This window comes from Aliidiomarina taiwanensis (genome assembly GCF_003987015.1).
Lineage (GTDB): Bacteria > Pseudomonadota > Gammaproteobacteria > Enterobacterales > Alteromonadaceae > Aliidiomarina > Aliidiomarina taiwanensis.
Genome location: NZ_PIPQ01000001.1, coordinates 375685 through 392507 on the forward strand (window position 1 = coordinate 375685; position 16823 = coordinate 392507).

Consider the following 16823-nt stretch of genomic DNA (forward strand, 5'->3'; position numbering starts at 1 on the left):
CCAACTATCGAGCGAGCTCTTTCCGTTCTTTAAATTCATCTAAAGCTTCAGGATTAGCCAAAGCGTCTGTATTTTTGACGGTTTCGCCATGAATCACTTGACGCACAGCTAATTCGACAATTTTACCACTAATAGTACGAGGTATATCATAAACTTGTGCTATGACAGCAGGTACATGTCGCGGAGTCGCATTGGCACGAATACTGCGCTTTATCTTATCTCGTAGGCTTTCATCGAGCACTATGCCTTCCCTTAGGCGCACGAATAGAACCACCCGCTCGTCGTCGTTCCAGCGTTGGCCGACGGCAATAGACTCGAGTACCTCTTCAACTTTTTCCACCTGACGATAAATTTCGGCGGTGCCAATACGCACGCCACCGGGGTTTAACACTGTGTCGGAGCGGCCATAAATAACGAGCCCGAACTGAGGAGTGATTTCTGCGTAGTCACCATGGGCCCAAATATTGTCAAAGCGTTCAAAATAGGCTTTGTGGTAGTTTGTGCCGTCAGGGTCGTTCCAAAAGCCTGTTGGCATACAAGGGAAAGACTGCTCGCAAACAAGTTCACCTTTTTCACCTTTTAAAGCCTGGCCTTGTTCGCTGTATACATTCACAGCCAAGCCGAGCCCAGGGCTTTGCAACTGGCCACGGTACACAGGTAAAATAGGGTTGCCCAAGGCAAAGCAGCTGATAATGTCGGTACCGCCAGAAATGGACGATAAGCACAGATCTTGCTTTATATCCCGATAAACAAAGTCAAAGCTTTCAGGAGTCAGCACAGAGCCTGTGGTTAAAATGCTACGCAAGGACTTCAGCGAATGAGTTTCACGTGGTTTTACTCCAGCTTTTTCCAGTGCTGATAGGAACTTAGCGCTGGTTCCAAATACGGTAATATGCTCTTTGTCGATGAGGTTGAACATGGCTTCAGGGCTTGGATAGAAGGGCGAACCATCAAATAAAGATAAGCGCGATCCAACGGCTAGGCCTGACACCAGCCAGTTCCACATCATCCAGCCACAGGTGGTAAAAAAGAATAAGTTGTCGTGGCGGTCAAGATCTGTATGCAGCACATGCTCTTTCATGTGTTGCAGTAAGGTGCCACCAATACCATGTACAATGCACTTAGGCACTCCTGTTGTGCCTGAGCTAAACATGATATAGAGCGGGTCGTTAAATGCCCGCGGTACAAACTCAATGTCCCGAGCTGTACTATCCATAAAATCGTGCCATAAAATGGTATTTGGCACTGCGCTGTTTAGGCCTGCAAAGGGAATGACCACCAGAGTTTCTATGCTCGGAATAGCATTGCGGATGGCTGCTACTTTGTCGCTTACATCGAGAGTTTTGCCATTATAGAAGTAGCCATCGACAGCGAACATAACTTTTGGCTCTATTTGGCCAAAGCGGTCTTGTACGCCTTGCACGCCAAAGTCGGGTGAACAGCTTGACCAAACAGCACCTAAGCTGGTGGTGGCCAACATAGCCACTATGGTTTCAATGCAGTTCGGTAGCATGCCGGCGACTCGGTCACCGGCACGAACACCCAAAGACTTTAGGCGTGCCGCTACTGCCGCCACCTGATGGTACAACTCATTGTATGTGAGTTGCTGGCGTTGGCCCTGTTCATTGGTGAAGACAAGGGCAACACGGTCGTCGCGGTAACGGAGTAGGTTTTCAGCAAAGTTAAGTGAGGCCTCAGGAAACCACTGGGCACCAGGCATTTTGTCGCCATCGAGAAGAGTTTGTTCGCCTTTGTGGCCGATGACCGCAAAAAAGTCCCACAGCAAAGACCAGAATATTTCCTTGTGTTGCACGGACCAAGCGTGTAAGCGCTGGTAGTCACCACCAAAGGGGACGTCAAGCTGGGTGTGCTCCTCTACAAACTCCATAAAACGAGTCATATGTGCACGTTCGATTTCGCTGGCACTGGGTTGCCACATAGGCTGTTCGTGTTGGCTCATCATGTCACCCTTTGTTTGCTAAGGCAGCTTGGCTTACCAAAGAACGAGGTGCCTGCTGCAATGAATTACAAATGTCGTGTCCTGCGTTAATAATAGTGTCGAGGTCAACGCCTGTTTCAATGCCCATGCCCTGTAGCATATACAGCACATCTTCTGTGGCTACATTGCCGCTGGCTCCTTTGGCATAGGGGCAGCCGCCTAAGCCTGCGACTGCACTATCAATGACCTGTACCCCTAAAGGTAAGCAGGCACTCAGGTTGGCAAGTGCTTGCCCGTAAGTGTTGTGAAAGTGTAAGGCAAGTTGTTCCATTGGCACATGCTCGGCGACAGCACTGAGCATGCGTTGAGCGTGGAGTGGGGTGCCCGTGCCTATGGTGTCGCCGAGGGATATTTCGTAGCAACCCATAGCATGAAGCGCCTGAGCAACACGCACGACCTCGCTAATAGGTACGTCGCCTTGGTACGGACAGCCAAGGACACACGACACATAGCCACGAACCGGGATTTGAGCAGCTTTAGCAGCCTCCATTACTGGCTCGAAGCGCTGTAAAGACTCAGCAATAGAACAGTTAATGTTTTTCTGGCTAAACGCTTCAGAGGCAGCACCAAACACAGCCACTTCGTCTGCGCCCGCCGCAAGGGCGAGTTCAAACCCCTTCAGGTTCGGAGTTAACGCCGAGTAAGTGACGCCCGGCTTGCGCGTTATTTGGGTCATCACCTGGTGGCTGTCAGCCATTTGCGGCACCCATTTGGGGCTGACAAAGCTACCCGCTTCAATGGTAACTAACCCAGAAGCGGACAGAGCATTAATTAATTGAACCTTTGCCTCGGTACTGACAGCTTGTTCGTTTTGTAGTCCATCTCGTGGGCCTACTTCTACAATGCGTACGTGCTTAGGCATCGCCATATTAAGGTCCTTATTCGGTTTCCGCTAAACTGACCAGCTCGGCGCCATCGCTCACCAACTCACCTGCTTGGAAGAACACCTGTTCGACCACGCCATGGAATGGGGCGCGAATCGTGTATTCCATTTTCATCGCTTCCATAATTACCAGCGCTTGGTCTTCTTCCACGGTGTCGCCAGGAGCAACATAAACAGCAACGATGGTGCCATTCATGGGAGCGGTCATGGTACCTGCTTCTTCTTCATGAGCAAGTTCCGCAAGGGCATCGTATGGCGCAGCGTCAAAGCGACCAGCCGCCGTAAAGAGTGTATACCCCTTACTGGTCTGGGCAAAGTGGGCACTGAAGCGTAATCCGTTTACGCTTACCTGAGTGTCATCGATTAACACGACGGTGCGACCAAGGCTTGGTAGGTAGTAGCCTTCTGTTGTTTGCTCAACGGTTAAGTTTTGAAAGTCTTGACCCACATGCAGCTGTACCTGTTGTTGGCTCGGCCCGTTCATTTGCCAGCCTTGTAGCCGGGTCCAAGGGCTATCAGCTGGTTTGTTTTTCAGCAACGCAGCACGCACAGCTATCACAGCAAGGGCGTCGGTTTCCGCTTCAGGATTACTCCTTAGTTCTAAGTCTGTTTGGTAGTCGTCAATAAAGTGGGTGCTCACATTTCCTTTTACAAATTCCTTGTGACTGGCAATACGGTGTAAGTAGTCGGTATTGGTGGTCACACCGGCAATATGTGTTTCTCGCAGTGCCAGTTGTAATCGGCGTAAAGCCGAGGCTCTGTCTTTGTCCCAAACAATCAACTTGGCTATCATTGGGTCGTAATAGGCGGACACTTCGTCACCTTGGACAACGCCCGAGTCGATACGCACATGTTGAGAAGTAGGAGCGAAACGCAAATGTTCCAGCACACCAGTACTGGGCATAAAGTTGTCGTCGGCATTTTCGGCATAAATGCGCGCTTCAAAAGCATGGCCGTTGAGTTGTAGATCAGCCTGTTCCATGGGGAGTTTTTCCCCGGCAGCTACACGCAGTTGCCACTCGACTAGGTCGACCCCGGTGATCATTTCAGTAATGGGGTGTTCCACCTGCAAGCGGGTGTTCATTTCCATAAAGTAGAAACGACCATCGCTGTCGAGCAGGAACTCAACGGTTCCCGCACCTTCGTACTGAATGGCTTGTGCGGCACGCACTGCTGCTTCGCCCATGGCGCGGCGGGTTTCTTCGGTTAAGCCAGGCGCTGGCGCTTCTTCAATGACTTTTTGGTGACGACGCTGCACCGAACAGTCTCGCTCGGCTAGGTAAATGGCGTTGCCGTGCTGGTCGCAGAAGACTTGAATTTCCACGTGACGGGGCTGGGTGATGTACTTTTCCACTAGCATTTTGTCGTTGTCGAAAGCGGCCTTTGCTTCGCGGCGAGCAGAAGCCAGAGCTTCGTCGAACTCGCTGCTACTATGAACAATACGCATGCCTTTACCGCCACCGCCATAGGCCGCTTTTAACAGCACAGGGTAGCCCATGTTGTCGCTTTCACTGCGCAACAGGGCGTCGCTTTGGTCTTCTCCGTGGTAGCCAGGGACTAAAGGCACCTTGGCGTCTGCCATAATGGTTTTCGCCGCGCTTTTAGAGCCCATAGCTTGAATAGCGGTGGTCGGTGGTCCAACAAAAATAAGGCCTGCTTGTGCAAGCGCTTCGGCAAACGCTTCGTTTTCAGCTAAAAACCCATAGCCAGGGTGCACTGCTTGCGCCCCAGTGCGCTGTGCAGCAGCAATAATTTTATCTATGCATAAGTACGACTCGTTGCTTGGCGCTGGACCAATGTGCACGGCTTCATCGGCTAATAAAACGTGTTGGGCATTGTGGTCTGCATCGGAATAAACCGCCACCGTTTGTATGCCCATTTTGCGGGCGGAATGAATAACACGGCAGGCTATTTCGCCCCGGTTCGCAATTAATACTTTATTTATCATCTTGTGCCTCGTTCGTGTGTGGGGCAGTGGGTACCCAGTTGGCCGTCCGTTTCTCTAAAAAAGCACTCAGCCCTTCTTGGCCTTCGTGAGAAACACGAATATGGGCGATGCGACGTGCCGTTTCTGTCACTAAGTCTTGGTCGAGAGGGGCATTGCTTACATGTTCAATAAGTTCTTTTGCTGCCGTAACCGCAGCAGGGCTATTGTTCAGTAAGGTATTGACTAACTCTGTAACCTTCGCTTCTGCCTCAGGAAGTTCGGCAAAAACTTCATGAACAAGCCCAAAGTGTGCGGCAGTCGTTGCACTAAAACGCTCAGCTGTCAGCATGTAGCGACGTGAAGCGGCATGACCCATAGCGCGAACTACATAGGGGCTAATAACCGCAGGAATCAGGCCAATGCGTGTTTCAGACAAGCAAAAGCTAGCTCGTTCCGTGGCTATAGCGATATCACAACAAGCAACTAAGCCCACAGCTCCGCCAAAGGCCGCGCCTTGTACAAGCGCAATGGTTGGCAGTGGGTGATGGTCTAGCTCCCACATCAGGGCACCTAACTCACCAGCGTCCTGCAAGTTTTCTTGCAGGTTCTTCTGCGCCATGCCGCGCATCCAGTTCAAGTCAGCACCAGCAGAAAAATGGCGGCCGTCGCCGCGTAGGACAAGCACGCGGGCTTTGGCATTCTCTTTTAAGCTGGCTAAGGCAGAACGCAGCTCGGCTATCATGGTGTCGTCGAAGGCATTGTGCACCTCTGGACGGGCCATGGTTAACGTGGCGACACCTAAATCATTGACCGCTAAAGAAACATAGTTCATACAAACTCCTTACATGCGGAACACGCCAAAGCGTGTGTCCTCAATGGGGGCGTTTAGGGCCGCAGCAATACTTAAACCAAGAACGTTGCGGGTTTCTTTCGGGTCAATAATGCCGTCATCCCATAAACGGCCAGAGGCAAAGTAAGGGTGGCCCTGGCGCTCATAGGTGTCGATGATGGGCTGTTTAAAGGCCGCTTCATCTTCGCTGCTCCATTTTTCACCTTTGCGTTCTTTATTGTCGCGGGTTACTTGTGCCATAACTCCCGCTGCCTGCTCACCGCCCATCACTGAAATTCGGGCGTTGGGCCACATAAACATAAAGGTTGGGTCGTAGGCACGACCACACATACCGTAGTTGCCTGCGCCATAACTACCGCCAATCAAAACGGTGAATTTTGGTACCTTAGCGCAGCTAACAGCGGTCACCATTTTCGCACCATGCTTGGCAATACCTTCCGCTTCGTACTTTTTCCCAACCATAAAGCCCGTAATGTTTTGTAAAAACACTAAGGGGATTTTGCGCTGAGCACAGAGCTCAATAAAGTGAGCTCCTTTTTGAGCGGACTCGGAAAACAAAATACCATTGTTGGCAATAATGCCGACAGGGTAACCGTGAATACGTGCAAACCCAGTCACTAAGGTGTTGCCGTAGTTTTGTTTAAACTCGTCAAAGTCCGAGTCGTCCACCACTCGAGCTATTACTTCACGGGCATCATATGGCTTGCGTAAGTCGGTACCAACAATGCCGTAAATTTCTTCTTCAGGGTAACGAGGCGGTTTCACAGGCGCTTCGTGTAAGCGGGTTTTTTCTCCACGATTTAAGCGCGCGACTGAACGACGTGCAATAGCGAGAGCATGTTCGTCGTTCACAGCAAAGTGGTCGGCTACACCTGAAATACGGGTGTGCACGTCGGCACCCCCGAGCTCTTCTGCGGATACTTCTTCACCGGTTGCAGCCTTCACTAACGGCGGTCCCGCTAAGAAAATAGTGCCTTGCTCTTTGACAATAATGGACTCGTCGGCCATAGCCGGTACATAGGCACCACCTGCGGTGCATAAGCCCATCACCACTGCAATTTGCGGAATGCCTTTCGCCGACATGGTGGCTTGGTTAAAGAAAATACGACCAAAGTGGTCACGGTCGGCAAACACATCTTCTTGGCGAGGCAGGTTAGCCCCTCCAGAGTCCACGAGGTAAATACAAGGAAGGTGGCAGCGCTCAGCAATTTCTTGGGCCCGTAGGTGTTTTTTAACCGTCAGCGGATAGTAGGTGCCGCCTTTTACGGTGGCGTCGTTCGCTACTATCATGCACTCTACGCCATTGACATGGCCAATGCCGGCAACAATACCGGCAGCGGGCACGTAGTCGTCGTATACGTCCCAGGCTGCAAACTGACCAATTTCAAGAAAAGGCGAGCCAGGGTCGAGCAAACGTTGAATGCGGTCGCGCACCAGCAGTTTACCCCGGGAAACGTGGCGCTCTTGGTAGCTTTTACCGCCGCCTTGCTTTATTTGTTCGACCTTGTCGTGAACGTCCGCCACTAAAGCGCGCATTGCTTTGTCATTTGCAATAAAGGTTTCGTCCCGCGGGTTCACTTTACTGGTTAAAATTGCCACAGTGCCACTCCTTACTTCGATTCGTTAAATAATTCGCGACCAATCAGCATGCGTCGAATTTCTGAAGTGCCGGCACCAATTTCGTACAGCTTGGCGTCGCGAAGTAGGCGACCTGTTGCGTATTCATTGATATAGCCGTTACCACCGAGGAGCTGGATGGCGTCGAGGGCCATTTTCGTGGCTAGCTCGGCTGCATAAAGAATAGCACCAGCAGCGTCTTTACGTGTTGTTTCGCCACGGTCGCAGGACTTAGCGACAGTGTAAACGTAAGCTCGCGCGGCGTTCATTTGCGTGTACATATCAGCAATTTTGCCTTGCACCAGCTGGAACTGGCCAATTTCCTTTCCAAACTGAGTGCGCTCGTGAATGTAGGGCACCACAATGTCCATACAGGCCTGCATAATGCCGAGTGGGCCTGCGGCCAGCACAGCACGCTCGTAATCAAGGCCACTCATAAGAACTCGAACGCCTTCGTTTAACCCACCTAAGATGTTCTCGGCAGGTACGCGAGCGTCTTCAAACACCAGTTCGCAGGTGTTAGAGCCACGCATACCTAGTTTGTCTAGTTTTTGTGCGGTGCTAAAGCCTGGTGTGTTGTCGCGTTCAATAATAAATGCCGTAATGCCTTTGGCACCTGCGCTTGGCTCTGTTTTAGCGTAGACCACTAAGGTGTGTGCATCAGGACCATTGGTGATCCACATTTTATTACCATTTAATATGTAGTGGTCGCCGTCTTTTTTGGCGTGGAGTTTCATGCTCACCACATCCGAGCCTGCGTTTGGCTCGCTCATGGCTAGGGCGCCCACATGCTCACCAGAAATAAGCTTGGGTAAGTATTTCTCTTTTTGTGCCTGAGTTCCGTTAATATTAATTTGGTTGACGCATAGGTTGGAGTGGGCGCCGTAACTTAAGCCCACTGAAGCCGAGGCGCGGCTGATTTCTTCCATCGCAATAACGTGCTCGAGGTAGCCCATGCCGGCACCCCCAAACTCTTCTGGTACAGTAATACCTAATAAGCCCATGTCACCAAACTTTTGCCAAAGGTCAGCTGGAAACTCATTTGCTTCATCAATGGCCGCAGCGCGGGGTGCAATTTCTTCACGGGCAAAGGCATTCACAGCTTCACGTAACATATCGGCTGTTTCACCGAGATCGAAATTAAGAGACTTAAATTGACTGATCATAAACGTATTCCTAAGTTAATTTTTCTTCGAGCTCTGCACGGCATCCGGCTTCAACTGCGTTGAGTTCGTGGAGTACCACTTTAATATCGTCGAGTTGTTGGTTCAGGGCGGCTTTCTTGTCTTCAATAAGCTGCAACATGGTTTGTAATTGGTTTGCGCTACTGCCATCGCGCTCATACATGTCAAATAACGTTTTCGTTTCAGCCAGGGTAAAGCCTAATCGTTTACCGCGAAGAATAAGCTTGAGGCGAACGCGGTCTTTTTGGTAATACACCCGCGTTTGACCTCGGCGCTCAGGAGCAAGCAAACCACGGTCTTCATAAAAGCGAATGCTGCGCGTGGTGATATCAAACTCACGAGCTAAGTCGCTAATGCTAAAACTGTCTTGGGTGCGACGGACGCGCTCTGGATTCGTCGCAAACGTGTTTGTCATGCTGAAGCCTCTTTAACCTCAATAAATGTTGAAATTCCGTGTAAGCTTAGATGAAGTTGACGTTAACGTAAAGGGGCGCTTGCAAGGGGGGAATGCCTTTTTGTATCGAAAAATTAACGCTTGCCATGTTTGTTTGTAACTTAAGTAGTAGGTAGTTTCGTTTGTTTTATTGCTGAGGTGTGCCAAAATGCGCACAGAAAAAATTCCAAGGAGTTAGATATGAGTTCAGATGCAATTGTAATTGTGGCCGCCGCACGCACCCCAATGGGGGGTTTTCAAGGAGAGTTAAGCCCTGTCAGTGCACCCGAGTTAGGTGCGACAGCCATTCAGGCTGCCGTTGAGCGAGCCAAACTTGCAGCCGATGACGTTGACGAAGTGCTAATGGGCTGTGTTTTACCGGCGGGCACGAAACAAGCGCCGGCGCGTCAAGCTAGCTTAGGTGCCGGCTTGCCATACAGCGCAGGGGCTACCACAGTGAACAAAGTATGTGGCTCTGGCTTGAAAACAGTGATGATGGCCCATGACTTGATTGCAGCAGGTAGCGCTCGTGTGGTTGTAGCAGGTGGCATGGAAAGCATGTCCAATGCGCCTTACTTACTTGATAAAGCGCGAAGTGGTTACCGTATGGGGCATGGTCAAGTACTTGACCACATGATGTTAGACGGCCTACAAGATGCGTATGAAGGCTTACCCATGGGGAACTATGCACAAGCAACCGCAGACAGCTACGGCTTTAGCCGTGAAGATATGGATGCTTTTGCCATTCAGTCCTTAGAGCGTGCTCAAAATGCGATAAAGCAAGGCCATTTTGAACAAGAAGTGGTGCCTGTAACTTACCGTACACGTAAAGGTGAAGTCAGCGTTCGCTTTGACGAACAGCCAGGCAAAGCGCGTATTGACAAGATTCCTACTTTACGTCCTGCTTTTACCAAAGATGGAACCGTAACAGCGGCGAATTCCAGTTCTATTTCCGACGGTGCGGCAGCACTTGTGGTAATGCGTGAGTCAGAAGCAAAAGCACGTGGCTTAACTCCTTTGGCTCGTATTGCTGCACATGCAACCCACTCACAGAAACCAGCGGAATTCACGGTTGCCCCTGTAGGCGCTATGAAGAAGGTACTCGACAAGGCCGGGTGGGCTGCAAATGATGTCGAACTTTGGGAAATTAACGAAGCCTTCGCCATGGTGACTATGGTTGCCATAAAGGACATGGCGCTTGACCCTGCAAAAGTGAACGTGCATGGCGGCGCTTGTGCATTAGGCCACCCAATTGGTGCTTCAGGTGCGCGCTTGCTCGTGACCTTATTGCATGCTTTAAAACAGCAAGGAAAACAAAAGGGAGTGACGTCACTTTGTATTGGTGGTGGTGAAGCCGTTGCTATGGCTGTTGAAGTTCTTTAATTCACCGGTTTAACCTGCAAAAGCGTTACCGCAATAGCTTGTGGTAACGCTTTTTTGTGCTTAGCTCACTACTTGCATGGTCACAATGGAAAGAATGAGAATGCCCAGCCCTAAGCAGCTAATCCAGTTGAGGGTATGGCCGAACAGGACCAGGGTTGCTAACGCGGTACCGCTAATAGACAGGGCACCCCATACAGCGTAGGCAATAAACAAAGGAATGCCTTGCACGGCAAAGCTCAGTAGTCCGAAAGCGAGCATAATAAAGGCAATGGCTAGAAAGCCAAAACGCTTGCGGCGAAAACCTTGTGACTTCTCTAAAAACACATTTGCTGCAATATCGGTTACGACGGAGCCGCTAATAAACAGCCAGTAAATCACAGGGTCGCCTCTTGCTTTTTCTGGTTTTGCACATAGGAACCGTAGTTAATCACCACAATGCCGAGAATGGCTAAAATCAAGGCGCCTGCCTGACCTAAGGAAATACTCTCACCGAGAAAAACAAAAGAAACCAAAGCAATTAAAAGCATGCCTAAGCCTTCCCAAAAAGCGTTGGCTAAAGCAACAGGAATACGGCTGGTTGCCTGGCTGAGTGAAAGATATGCTAACCCCACCATGAATGCGACAAACAAGGTACCAAACAACATGTGACCCTGATTAACGAACCACTTCATCACAGTGGTGCCAATGACTTCAAACACTACGGCCAACACCATATAAAACCAGTGCATGAAAAACCTCCTTATATAAGGTTGTAGAGTATATCGTGACGGCCATGGCTGAGAGTAGTGGACAGACACCCTATAAACTATGAAACTTATCTTGTTCGGCTTGCATTTACTTGATATTCAATGAACTGTGTACCAGCAATTCATGTACTTTCAGAACCAAGGATATAATAATGAATAAGTGGCTTTTGGGTGCAGCTGTAGCCTGCACACTCACACTAGGTAGTGTTCATGCGCCTGTGTTTGCACATGATCAAAGCACAGACTTTCGCCGTACCGTTGAAGCAGAGTCTGTGGTTGTAACCGAGCATAGAACCCGTATTAATGGGGAGCGAATAACCTACAAAGCTTACAATGGTTTTTTGCCCGTATGGAATGAAGAAGGGCACCCCATTGCAACCTTGCATTACACCTATTACGAACGCCAAGGTGTGCGCGAGCAAGAAAAGCGGCCTATTATGTTTTCGTTTAATGGTGGCCCAGGCTCAGCATCGGTTTGGATGCAAATAGCTTATTCTGGTCCGAAAGCGCTTCGCGTTGACGATGAAGGCTTTCCTATTCAGCCCTATGGCGTGAAAGACAACCCTTATTCGGTGCTCGACACAACAGACATTGTCTTTATTAACCCAGTCAATACAGGTTTTAGCCGCGTGTTGCCGGGGCCAGACGGGAAAATGCCGTCGCGGGATTGGCAGCGCGAAACCTTTTTTGGGGTGAATGCAGACGTAAAGTACCTAGCTGATTGGCTTGATACGTTTACCACACGTTATAACCGCTGGCGCTCTCCGAAATTCTTGATCGGTGAAAGCTATGGAACCACCCGAGTAGCCGGGCTTGCCCACGCGCTGCAAAACAGACAGTGGATGTATATTAATGGCGTGGTGCTAGTTTCACCAACAGACATTGGTATTGAGCGGAATGGCCCAGTGAAGGCTGCAAACCGTTTACCGTACTTTGCCGCTGCTGCTTGGTATCACGGTCAATTACCAAGCGACTTGCAAGAGAAAGACTTGTACGAGGTTCTGCCAGAAGTAGAAGCGTTCACCCTTGACACTTACTTGCCAGCATTAGCTAAAGGAGCATGGTTAGACGAGCAAGAGCGTGCTGATGTGGCGCGTCAAGTTGCACGTTACTCAGGCTTAAGTGAAGAAGTTGTGTTGCAAAGTAATTTAGACATCAGCACCTCCTTCTTTTGGAAGGAACTGCTGCGTGACGAAGGGTATACGGTTGGACGATTAGACTCGCGTTATAAGGGGATTGATAGAAACGATGTGGGCGCTCGTCCTGACTTTAACTCGGAGCTTACCTCGTGGTTGCATTCGTTTACACCGGCCATTAACCACTATTTACGTGAAGAGCTAGGCCTGAAAACCGATCTTAAATACAACATGTTTGGTCCTGTTCATCCGTGGGATAGAAGCAACAATAATACAGGTGAGCAATTGCGTTTAGCGATGGCTCAGAATCCCTATATGAATGTGATGATTCAGTCGGGATATTATGATGGAGCAACCAACTATTTTGATGCCAAATATAATATGTGGCAACTAGATCCAAGCGGGAAAATGCGTGATCGCTTGTCCTTCAAGGGCTACCGGAGTGGACACATGATGTACTTACGTCATGAAGACTTACGTCTTTCCAATGAACATTTACGTGAGTTTATTTTAAATTCATTGCCAGCAGAGGGTGAAGCAGCGAAATACTAAGCAGCACAGAGCCCAAATAAAAAGGCTCGCTTCATCAATTTGAAGCGAGCCTTTTTTAATGATTACGCTTATTAAAACGAGTAGCTTACTTTGCTGTAAACAAAGCGGCCACGTGGGTTGTGCACTGAAGAAGCATAGCCATAGGTGGCGCTGTTAAGGGCCACAGGTGGTTTTTCGTCAAGCAAGTTAGAAGCGCCAAAAGCCAACTGCATGTTAGGCGTTAGGGCGTAGCGCATTTGTAAGTCGACTAACAGTTGCGCGTCGACCATGCGAGTTTTTGATGCTTCCACCTCATTCGGCGCTTGGTAGTCTTCAAACTCACCAATGTAGTTAAAGCTTAAACTAACACCCATGGCTTCACGGGACCATTCGGTACGGGCTGTCCAGCGGTGTGCCGGGTACTCATACTCACCCGTGTAGTCGATGCCATTCTTTTCAAACTTCTGCAAGTATGACCAATCTACGCCAAAGCGTAAGTCGCCCAAGCTGTCGAGGTTCATTTTATAGTTCGCTGAGACATCTAGCCCCGTTGCTTTTTGCGAAGCAAAGTTAATATAACTGTTGTGAAGCTCTGCTAAGCCACCCAGGGTTTCACCCGGAAGAGGGTCATGGCGTACACAAACAGTGCTGTTCGGGTCATTACACTCAGCGGCATATACGTTTTCGTAATCGTTTTGATCAATCTTATTGTCTTGCGTGATAGACCAATAATCAAAGGATACGTCAAAAGCTTCCGTTGCCTGCCATACGACACCTAGGTTGTAGTTCGACGATTCTTCCGCTTCTAAGCTGTCTGAACCACTAAAGATAATCGTGTAATCGAGCTGATCACAGCCATTCCCCGACTCCTGACAGCGGTAGGTGTCAACAAAGAAAGTGGACACTTGTGAAGGACCTAAGCCAATTTGTGCTAAGGACGGTGCGCGGAACCCTTCACCATAGGAAGCGCGGAAGGTGAGGTCGTCCGTTGCACGCCACAGTAATTTTGCCTGAGGGTTAAAGGTTGAACCGAAGTCACTGTATTTGTCGTACCGGCCTGCCACGGTTAACTCTAAGTCGTATGTGATAGGCACTAGGAACTCAGCATAGGCTGCCCATTGATCGCGAGCGGCTTGAGCTTGCACCGACTCAGTCCCAAAAATAAGCCCGCGTTGGAATTGGTCGTCGGGTTGGTCAAATACATCTTCTTCTCGGTACTCAAGACCAGCAGCCATAGAAATGAAATGGTCACCAAATTCGAACAGCTCACCTGTGATGTTGGCATCCCAAGCGGTTAAGTGAGACTGACCTTGGCGTACCAAGGTGGTAGTAATGGCATCAATTACTTCTGGGCTGTTTACGTGCCCACCGAAGGGGTTGTAATTTCCGGCGTTGATTTGCTCTTGTAAAAAGTCGGTACGAACCCAGCCCTGACTACGGTTACCCGTTTGCATACTGGAGCTGCGTCCTTTTTGGAATGAAGTGTCCCACTGCCACTGATTCCAGTCGCCCCGAAGACCGGCTACAAACCGTATGGTGTCCGACTCAATATCCCAAATACGGGGGCCGGCGTCGACCGTGCGGAAGAAGTTGATATCGACCCGCTCATTCCAAGGGTTGTTTGGGTGATCAGCCGGCACATATAAACCTGCATCGGCGTCCAGTGGCGTAGGCGCACCACCGGCTTTCGATCGGTTATGTTGGGCTGCAATTTCAATATAGCCTTCAATAGAGTCGGTAAGTTGGCGCTTGGATAGAATTAATGCACCAGCACGCTCAGCTTCTGGAAACACCTGTGCAAAAGGTCCGTAGTTAAAGACGCAGCGGGTACCTTTTAGTGAATCTGGAGGACAGTCAGGGTCGGCCACCTCTTGGCCATTTAAAATAAAGCTACCAGGAAAACCACGAGAGGAACGACGGTCGGGTCCACCTTGTGCGGTTTGGTCAGGATTCCCAAACTGGCCCATTTCAGAGCCCATAATAGAGGTGTTTTTCCAGTAGTCCATGATAATTGTGGTAGAGCTGCTTTCACCTTTCATGCCCCAGACCATGTTCATGGTGGTTTCTTCGTAACTCACGTCGCCCGTGGTACCACCGTAGCTTGCTGAAACATCTAAACCATCGAAATCATCACGCAGGATAATATTTACGACACCGGCTACAGCATCAGAGCCGTAGATCGCAGAAGCACCGTCTTTAAGAATATCAATACGCTCAATGGCAGCGACTGGTATGGAGTTAATATCCACAAAGGTATTCGCAACCCCTTCAGCGAAAGATGACACGGCAATGCGACGACCGTTTAAAAGAACAAGGGTAGAGTCAGCGCCAAAGCCACGTAAACTAATGGCTGCAGCACCATTAGCTGTGGTGTCTTGGCTATTTCCTTGGGTTGAAAAAGTACCCACACCGGCTGCGGGTAATCGTTCTAATATTTGCTGGAGGTTATTGAAACCCGAAGCTTCAATGCGGTCACGATCAATGACTTCAACCTGGGAAGCACCTTCCATACTGGTGCGATTAATGCGTGATCCTGTTACTTGAATGCGCTCTACGCGCTTAGTGGTGGCAGACTCCTGCTGATCCTGTGCCTGCGTATAAGGGGCAGCTAGTGCAGCAGAAACAGCTAGCATACTAAGTGATAACTTGAGGTTTATTTTCATTGCCTACGTTCCTTTTTTCACTAAGATGAAACATTCAGGTTACATAGGTGTTACTTAAAATCAACATTTATAACTGTAAAGTCATACGGATGTGTTTTTTTTACGTGTATGCACTATAAAAAAAGCCCTGATACTAAAAAGCAGTATCAGGGCTTGTTGGTTCTACTATTGCGTTTACCCGCGACGGCGGCTCCGGCTGCCTTGCTTTTGTTCGCCAGATCGTTGGTCTGGACGAGGGCGGCGTTTCGGACGGTTTTGTCCTGGTGGGGGTAAAGACACTTTGCCTGTTAGCTCTACGGGAGCAAAGCCTTCGAGTTCAGCCCGTGGGATTTTCTCGCCAATCAGTTTTTCCACAGCCCATAATAGCTTGGTTTCTTCGTCGGTAACTAAGGAAATCGCATGGCCCACTTCGCCGGCTCGGCCGGTACGACCAATTCGGTGCACATAGTCTTCCGCCACATGGGGCAGATCAAAGTTCACTACATAGGGGAGCTTTTCAATATCAAGTCCGCGTGCTGCTATGTCGGTGGCCACGAGCACTTGCACTTGTTTGTTCTTGAAGTCGGCCAACGCCTTGGTACGAGCTCCTTGGCTTTTATTCCCGTGAATAGCAGCTGCTAAGAAGCCTTCTTGGCTTAATTGCCGTACAAGGCGGTTGGCACCATGTTTGGTGCGTGAGAAAACAAGCACTTGCGGTATTTCAAGTTGACGCAGTATTTTCATCAGCATACGTGGCTTCTTGGTGCGCTCGGCTGTATATACGACCTGTTCAATCCGCTCGGCGGTGGTGTTCGCTGGCGCCACAGAAATTTCTACTGGGTTTTGCATTAACCCTTTCGCAAGCTCTCGAATGTCTTTAGAGAAAGTGGCAGAGAACATTAAGGTTTGGCGCTTAGCCGGCAGTAACCGAATAATTTTCTTAATGTCGTGAATAAAACCCATGTCCAGCATACGGTCTGCTTCATCAAGTACTAACATTTCTAACCGTGGAAAACGGATAGCATTTTGCTGATAAAGGTCGAGTAAGCGGCCTGGGGTGGCCACTAAAATATCAACGCCTTTACGAAGTCGCATCATTTGTGGATTAATTTTGACACCACCGAAAACAACCGCATGGGATAAAGGCAGATTGGTGCTGTACTGTGCGACACTTTCTGCAACCTGGGCTGCCAGTTCCCGTGTCGGTGTTAAGATAAGTACCCGAGCCGTATTCGCTTCAGCGCGTTTACCTTTCGCTAGCTTTTCTAGAATAGGTAAGGTGAAACCTGCGGTTTTGCCTGTACCTGTTTGAGCTGCGGCCATCACATCTTTGCCAGCGAGAACAGGGGGAATTGCTTGTGCTTGAATGGGAGTTGGTGATGTGTACCCTGCTGTTTCAAGGGCGTTTAAAATTAAATCGCTTAAGCCTAATTCGGAAAATTTCATCGGTAACGCGGTACTCTTCAATGAGGGAATACAAAATGTAGAGGGC

Annotated in this window: 13 protein-coding genes; 2 read left to right on the plus strand and 11 right to left on the minus strand. The window is 49.5% G+C overall.

From position 1 onward, the window contains the following. Window positions 1–4: 4 nt before the first annotated feature. From CWE15_RS01780 to CWE15_RS01810, 7 genes are read right to left on the minus strand one after another with little or no spacing between them, the layout of a single operon-like run. Complete coding sequence (locus CWE15_RS01780) at window positions 5–1963, minus strand: acetoacetate--CoA ligase (RefSeq protein ID WP_198674956.1); 1959 nt, start codon at window positions 1961–1963, stop codon at window positions 5–7. Window position 1964: 1 nt separating this feature from the next. Then, on the minus strand, window positions 1965–2867 hold the full coding sequence (locus CWE15_RS01785) for a hydroxymethylglutaryl-CoA lyase (RefSeq protein ID WP_126756337.1): 903 nt from the start codon (window positions 2865–2867) through the stop codon (window positions 1965–1967). A 10-nt stretch (window positions 2868–2877) separates the two neighbouring features. Further along, entirely contained in the window at window positions 2878–4830 is a 1953-nt protein-coding gene (locus CWE15_RS01790; RefSeq protein WP_126756338.1) for an acetyl/propionyl/methylcrotonyl-CoA carboxylase subunit alpha, read from the minus strand. Continuing rightward, window positions 4820–5641 carry an enoyl-CoA hydratase-related protein gene (locus CWE15_RS01795; protein WP_126756339.1) on the minus strand — a complete coding sequence of 274 codons (822 nt, stop codon included), beginning with the start codon at window positions 5639–5641 and terminating at the stop codon, window positions 4820–4822. Before CWE15_RS01795 ends, CWE15_RS01790 begins: the two co-directional genes overlap by 11 nt. 9 nt (window positions 5642–5650) lie before the next feature. Further along, window positions 5651–7258, minus strand: a complete 1608-nt coding sequence (locus CWE15_RS01800; protein WP_126756340.1) for a carboxyl transferase domain-containing protein — start codon at window positions 7256–7258, stop codon at window positions 5651–5653. 11 nt (window positions 7259–7269) lie between these two features. Continuing rightward, window positions 7270–8442: an isovaleryl-CoA dehydrogenase gene (locus CWE15_RS01805; protein ID WP_126756341.1), complete on the minus strand. Its 1173-nt coding sequence runs from the start codon at window positions 8440–8442 to the stop codon at window positions 7270–7272. 10 nt (window positions 8443–8452) lie between these two features. Then, the gene (locus CWE15_RS01810; protein WP_126756342.1) at window positions 8453–8875 is read right to left on the minus strand and encodes a MerR family transcriptional regulator; all 423 of its coding nucleotides are present in this window, start codon (window positions 8873–8875) and stop codon (window positions 8453–8455) included. A gap of 219 nt (window positions 8876–9094) precedes the next feature. Here CWE15_RS01810 and CWE15_RS01815 point away from each other — a divergent pair, with 219 nt between their 5' ends. Beyond that, window positions 9095–10276 (plus strand): thiolase family protein, encoded by a 1182-nt coding sequence (locus CWE15_RS01815; RefSeq protein ID WP_126756343.1) that lies wholly within the window; start codon window positions 9095–9097, stop codon window positions 10274–10276. Between the two features lie 60 nt (window positions 10277–10336). On the opposite strand, the gene CWE15_RS01820 is transcribed toward CWE15_RS01815, so the two are convergent. Further along, window positions 10337–10654, minus strand: coding sequence for an SMR family transporter (locus CWE15_RS01820; RefSeq protein WP_126756344.1), 318 nt, complete (start codon window positions 10652–10654; stop codon window positions 10337–10339). Then, on the minus strand, window positions 10651–11004 hold the full coding sequence (locus CWE15_RS01825) for a DMT family transporter (RefSeq protein WP_126756345.1): 354 nt from the start codon (window positions 11002–11004) through the stop codon (window positions 10651–10653). The genes CWE15_RS01820 and CWE15_RS01825 overlap by 4 nt, the downstream gene beginning before the upstream one ends. A 170-nt stretch (window positions 11005–11174) precedes the next feature. Here CWE15_RS01825 and CWE15_RS01830 point away from each other — a divergent pair, with 170 nt between their 5' ends. Then, window positions 11175–12710, plus strand: coding sequence for a S10 family peptidase (locus CWE15_RS01830; RefSeq protein ID WP_126756346.1), 1536 nt, complete (start codon window positions 11175–11177; stop codon window positions 12708–12710). Between the two features lie 71 nt (window positions 12711–12781). On the opposite strand, the gene CWE15_RS01835 is transcribed toward CWE15_RS01830, so the two are convergent. Further along, the gene (locus tag CWE15_RS01835) at window positions 12782–15352 is read right to left on the minus strand and encodes a TonB-dependent receptor (RefSeq protein ID WP_126756347.1); all 2571 of its coding nucleotides are present in this window, start codon (window positions 15350–15352) and stop codon (window positions 12782–12784) included. Between the two features lie 174 nt (window positions 15353–15526). Further along, window positions 15527–16777, minus strand: coding sequence for a DEAD/DEAH box helicase (locus CWE15_RS01840; RefSeq protein WP_126756348.1), 1251 nt, complete (start codon window positions 16775–16777; stop codon window positions 15527–15529). Window positions 16778–16823: the final 46 nt, after the last annotated feature.

What these genes read in the sequence shown, in the direction of transcription:
- CWE15_RS01780 (WP_198674956.1), bottom strand. Translation starts at nt 1,963, where the DNA reads ATGATGAGCCAACACGAACAGCCTATGTGGCAACCCAGTGCCAGCGAA.
- CWE15_RS01785 (WP_126756337.1), bottom strand. Translation starts at nt 2,867, where the DNA reads ATGGCGATGCCTAAGCACGTACGCATTGTAGAAGTAGGCCCACGAGAT.
- CWE15_RS01790 (WP_126756338.1), bottom strand. Translation starts at nt 4,830, where the DNA reads ATGATAAATAAAGTATTAATTGCGAACCGGGGCGAAATAGCCTGCCGT.
- CWE15_RS01795 (WP_126756339.1), bottom strand. Translation starts at nt 5,641, where the DNA reads ATGAACTATGTTTCTTTAGCGGTCAATGATTTAGGTGTCGCCACGTTA.
- CWE15_RS01805 (WP_126756341.1), bottom strand. Translation starts at nt 8,442, where the DNA reads ATGATCAGTCAATTTAAGTCTCTTAATTTCGATCTCGGTGAAACAGCC.
- CWE15_RS01810 (WP_126756342.1), bottom strand. Translation starts at nt 8,875, where the DNA reads ATGACAAACACGTTTGCGACGAATCCAGAGCGCGTCCGTCGCACCCAA.
- CWE15_RS01815 (WP_126756343.1), top strand. Translation starts at nt 9,095, where the DNA reads ATGAGTTCAGATGCAATTGTAATTGTGGCCGCCGCACGCACCCCAATG.
- CWE15_RS01825 (WP_126756345.1), bottom strand. Translation starts at nt 11,004, where the DNA reads ATGCACTGGTTTTATATGGTGTTGGCCGTAGTGTTTGAAGTCATTGGC.
- CWE15_RS01830 (WP_126756346.1), top strand. Translation starts at nt 11,175, where the DNA reads ATGAATAAGTGGCTTTTGGGTGCAGCTGTAGCCTGCACACTCACACTA.
- CWE15_RS01835 (WP_126756347.1), bottom strand. Translation starts at nt 15,352, where the DNA reads ATGAAAATAAACCTCAAGTTATCACTTAGTATGCTAGCTGTTTCTGCT.
- CWE15_RS01840 (WP_126756348.1), bottom strand. Translation starts at nt 16,777, where the DNA reads ATGAAATTTTCCGAATTAGGCTTAAGCGATTTAATTTTAAACGCCCTT.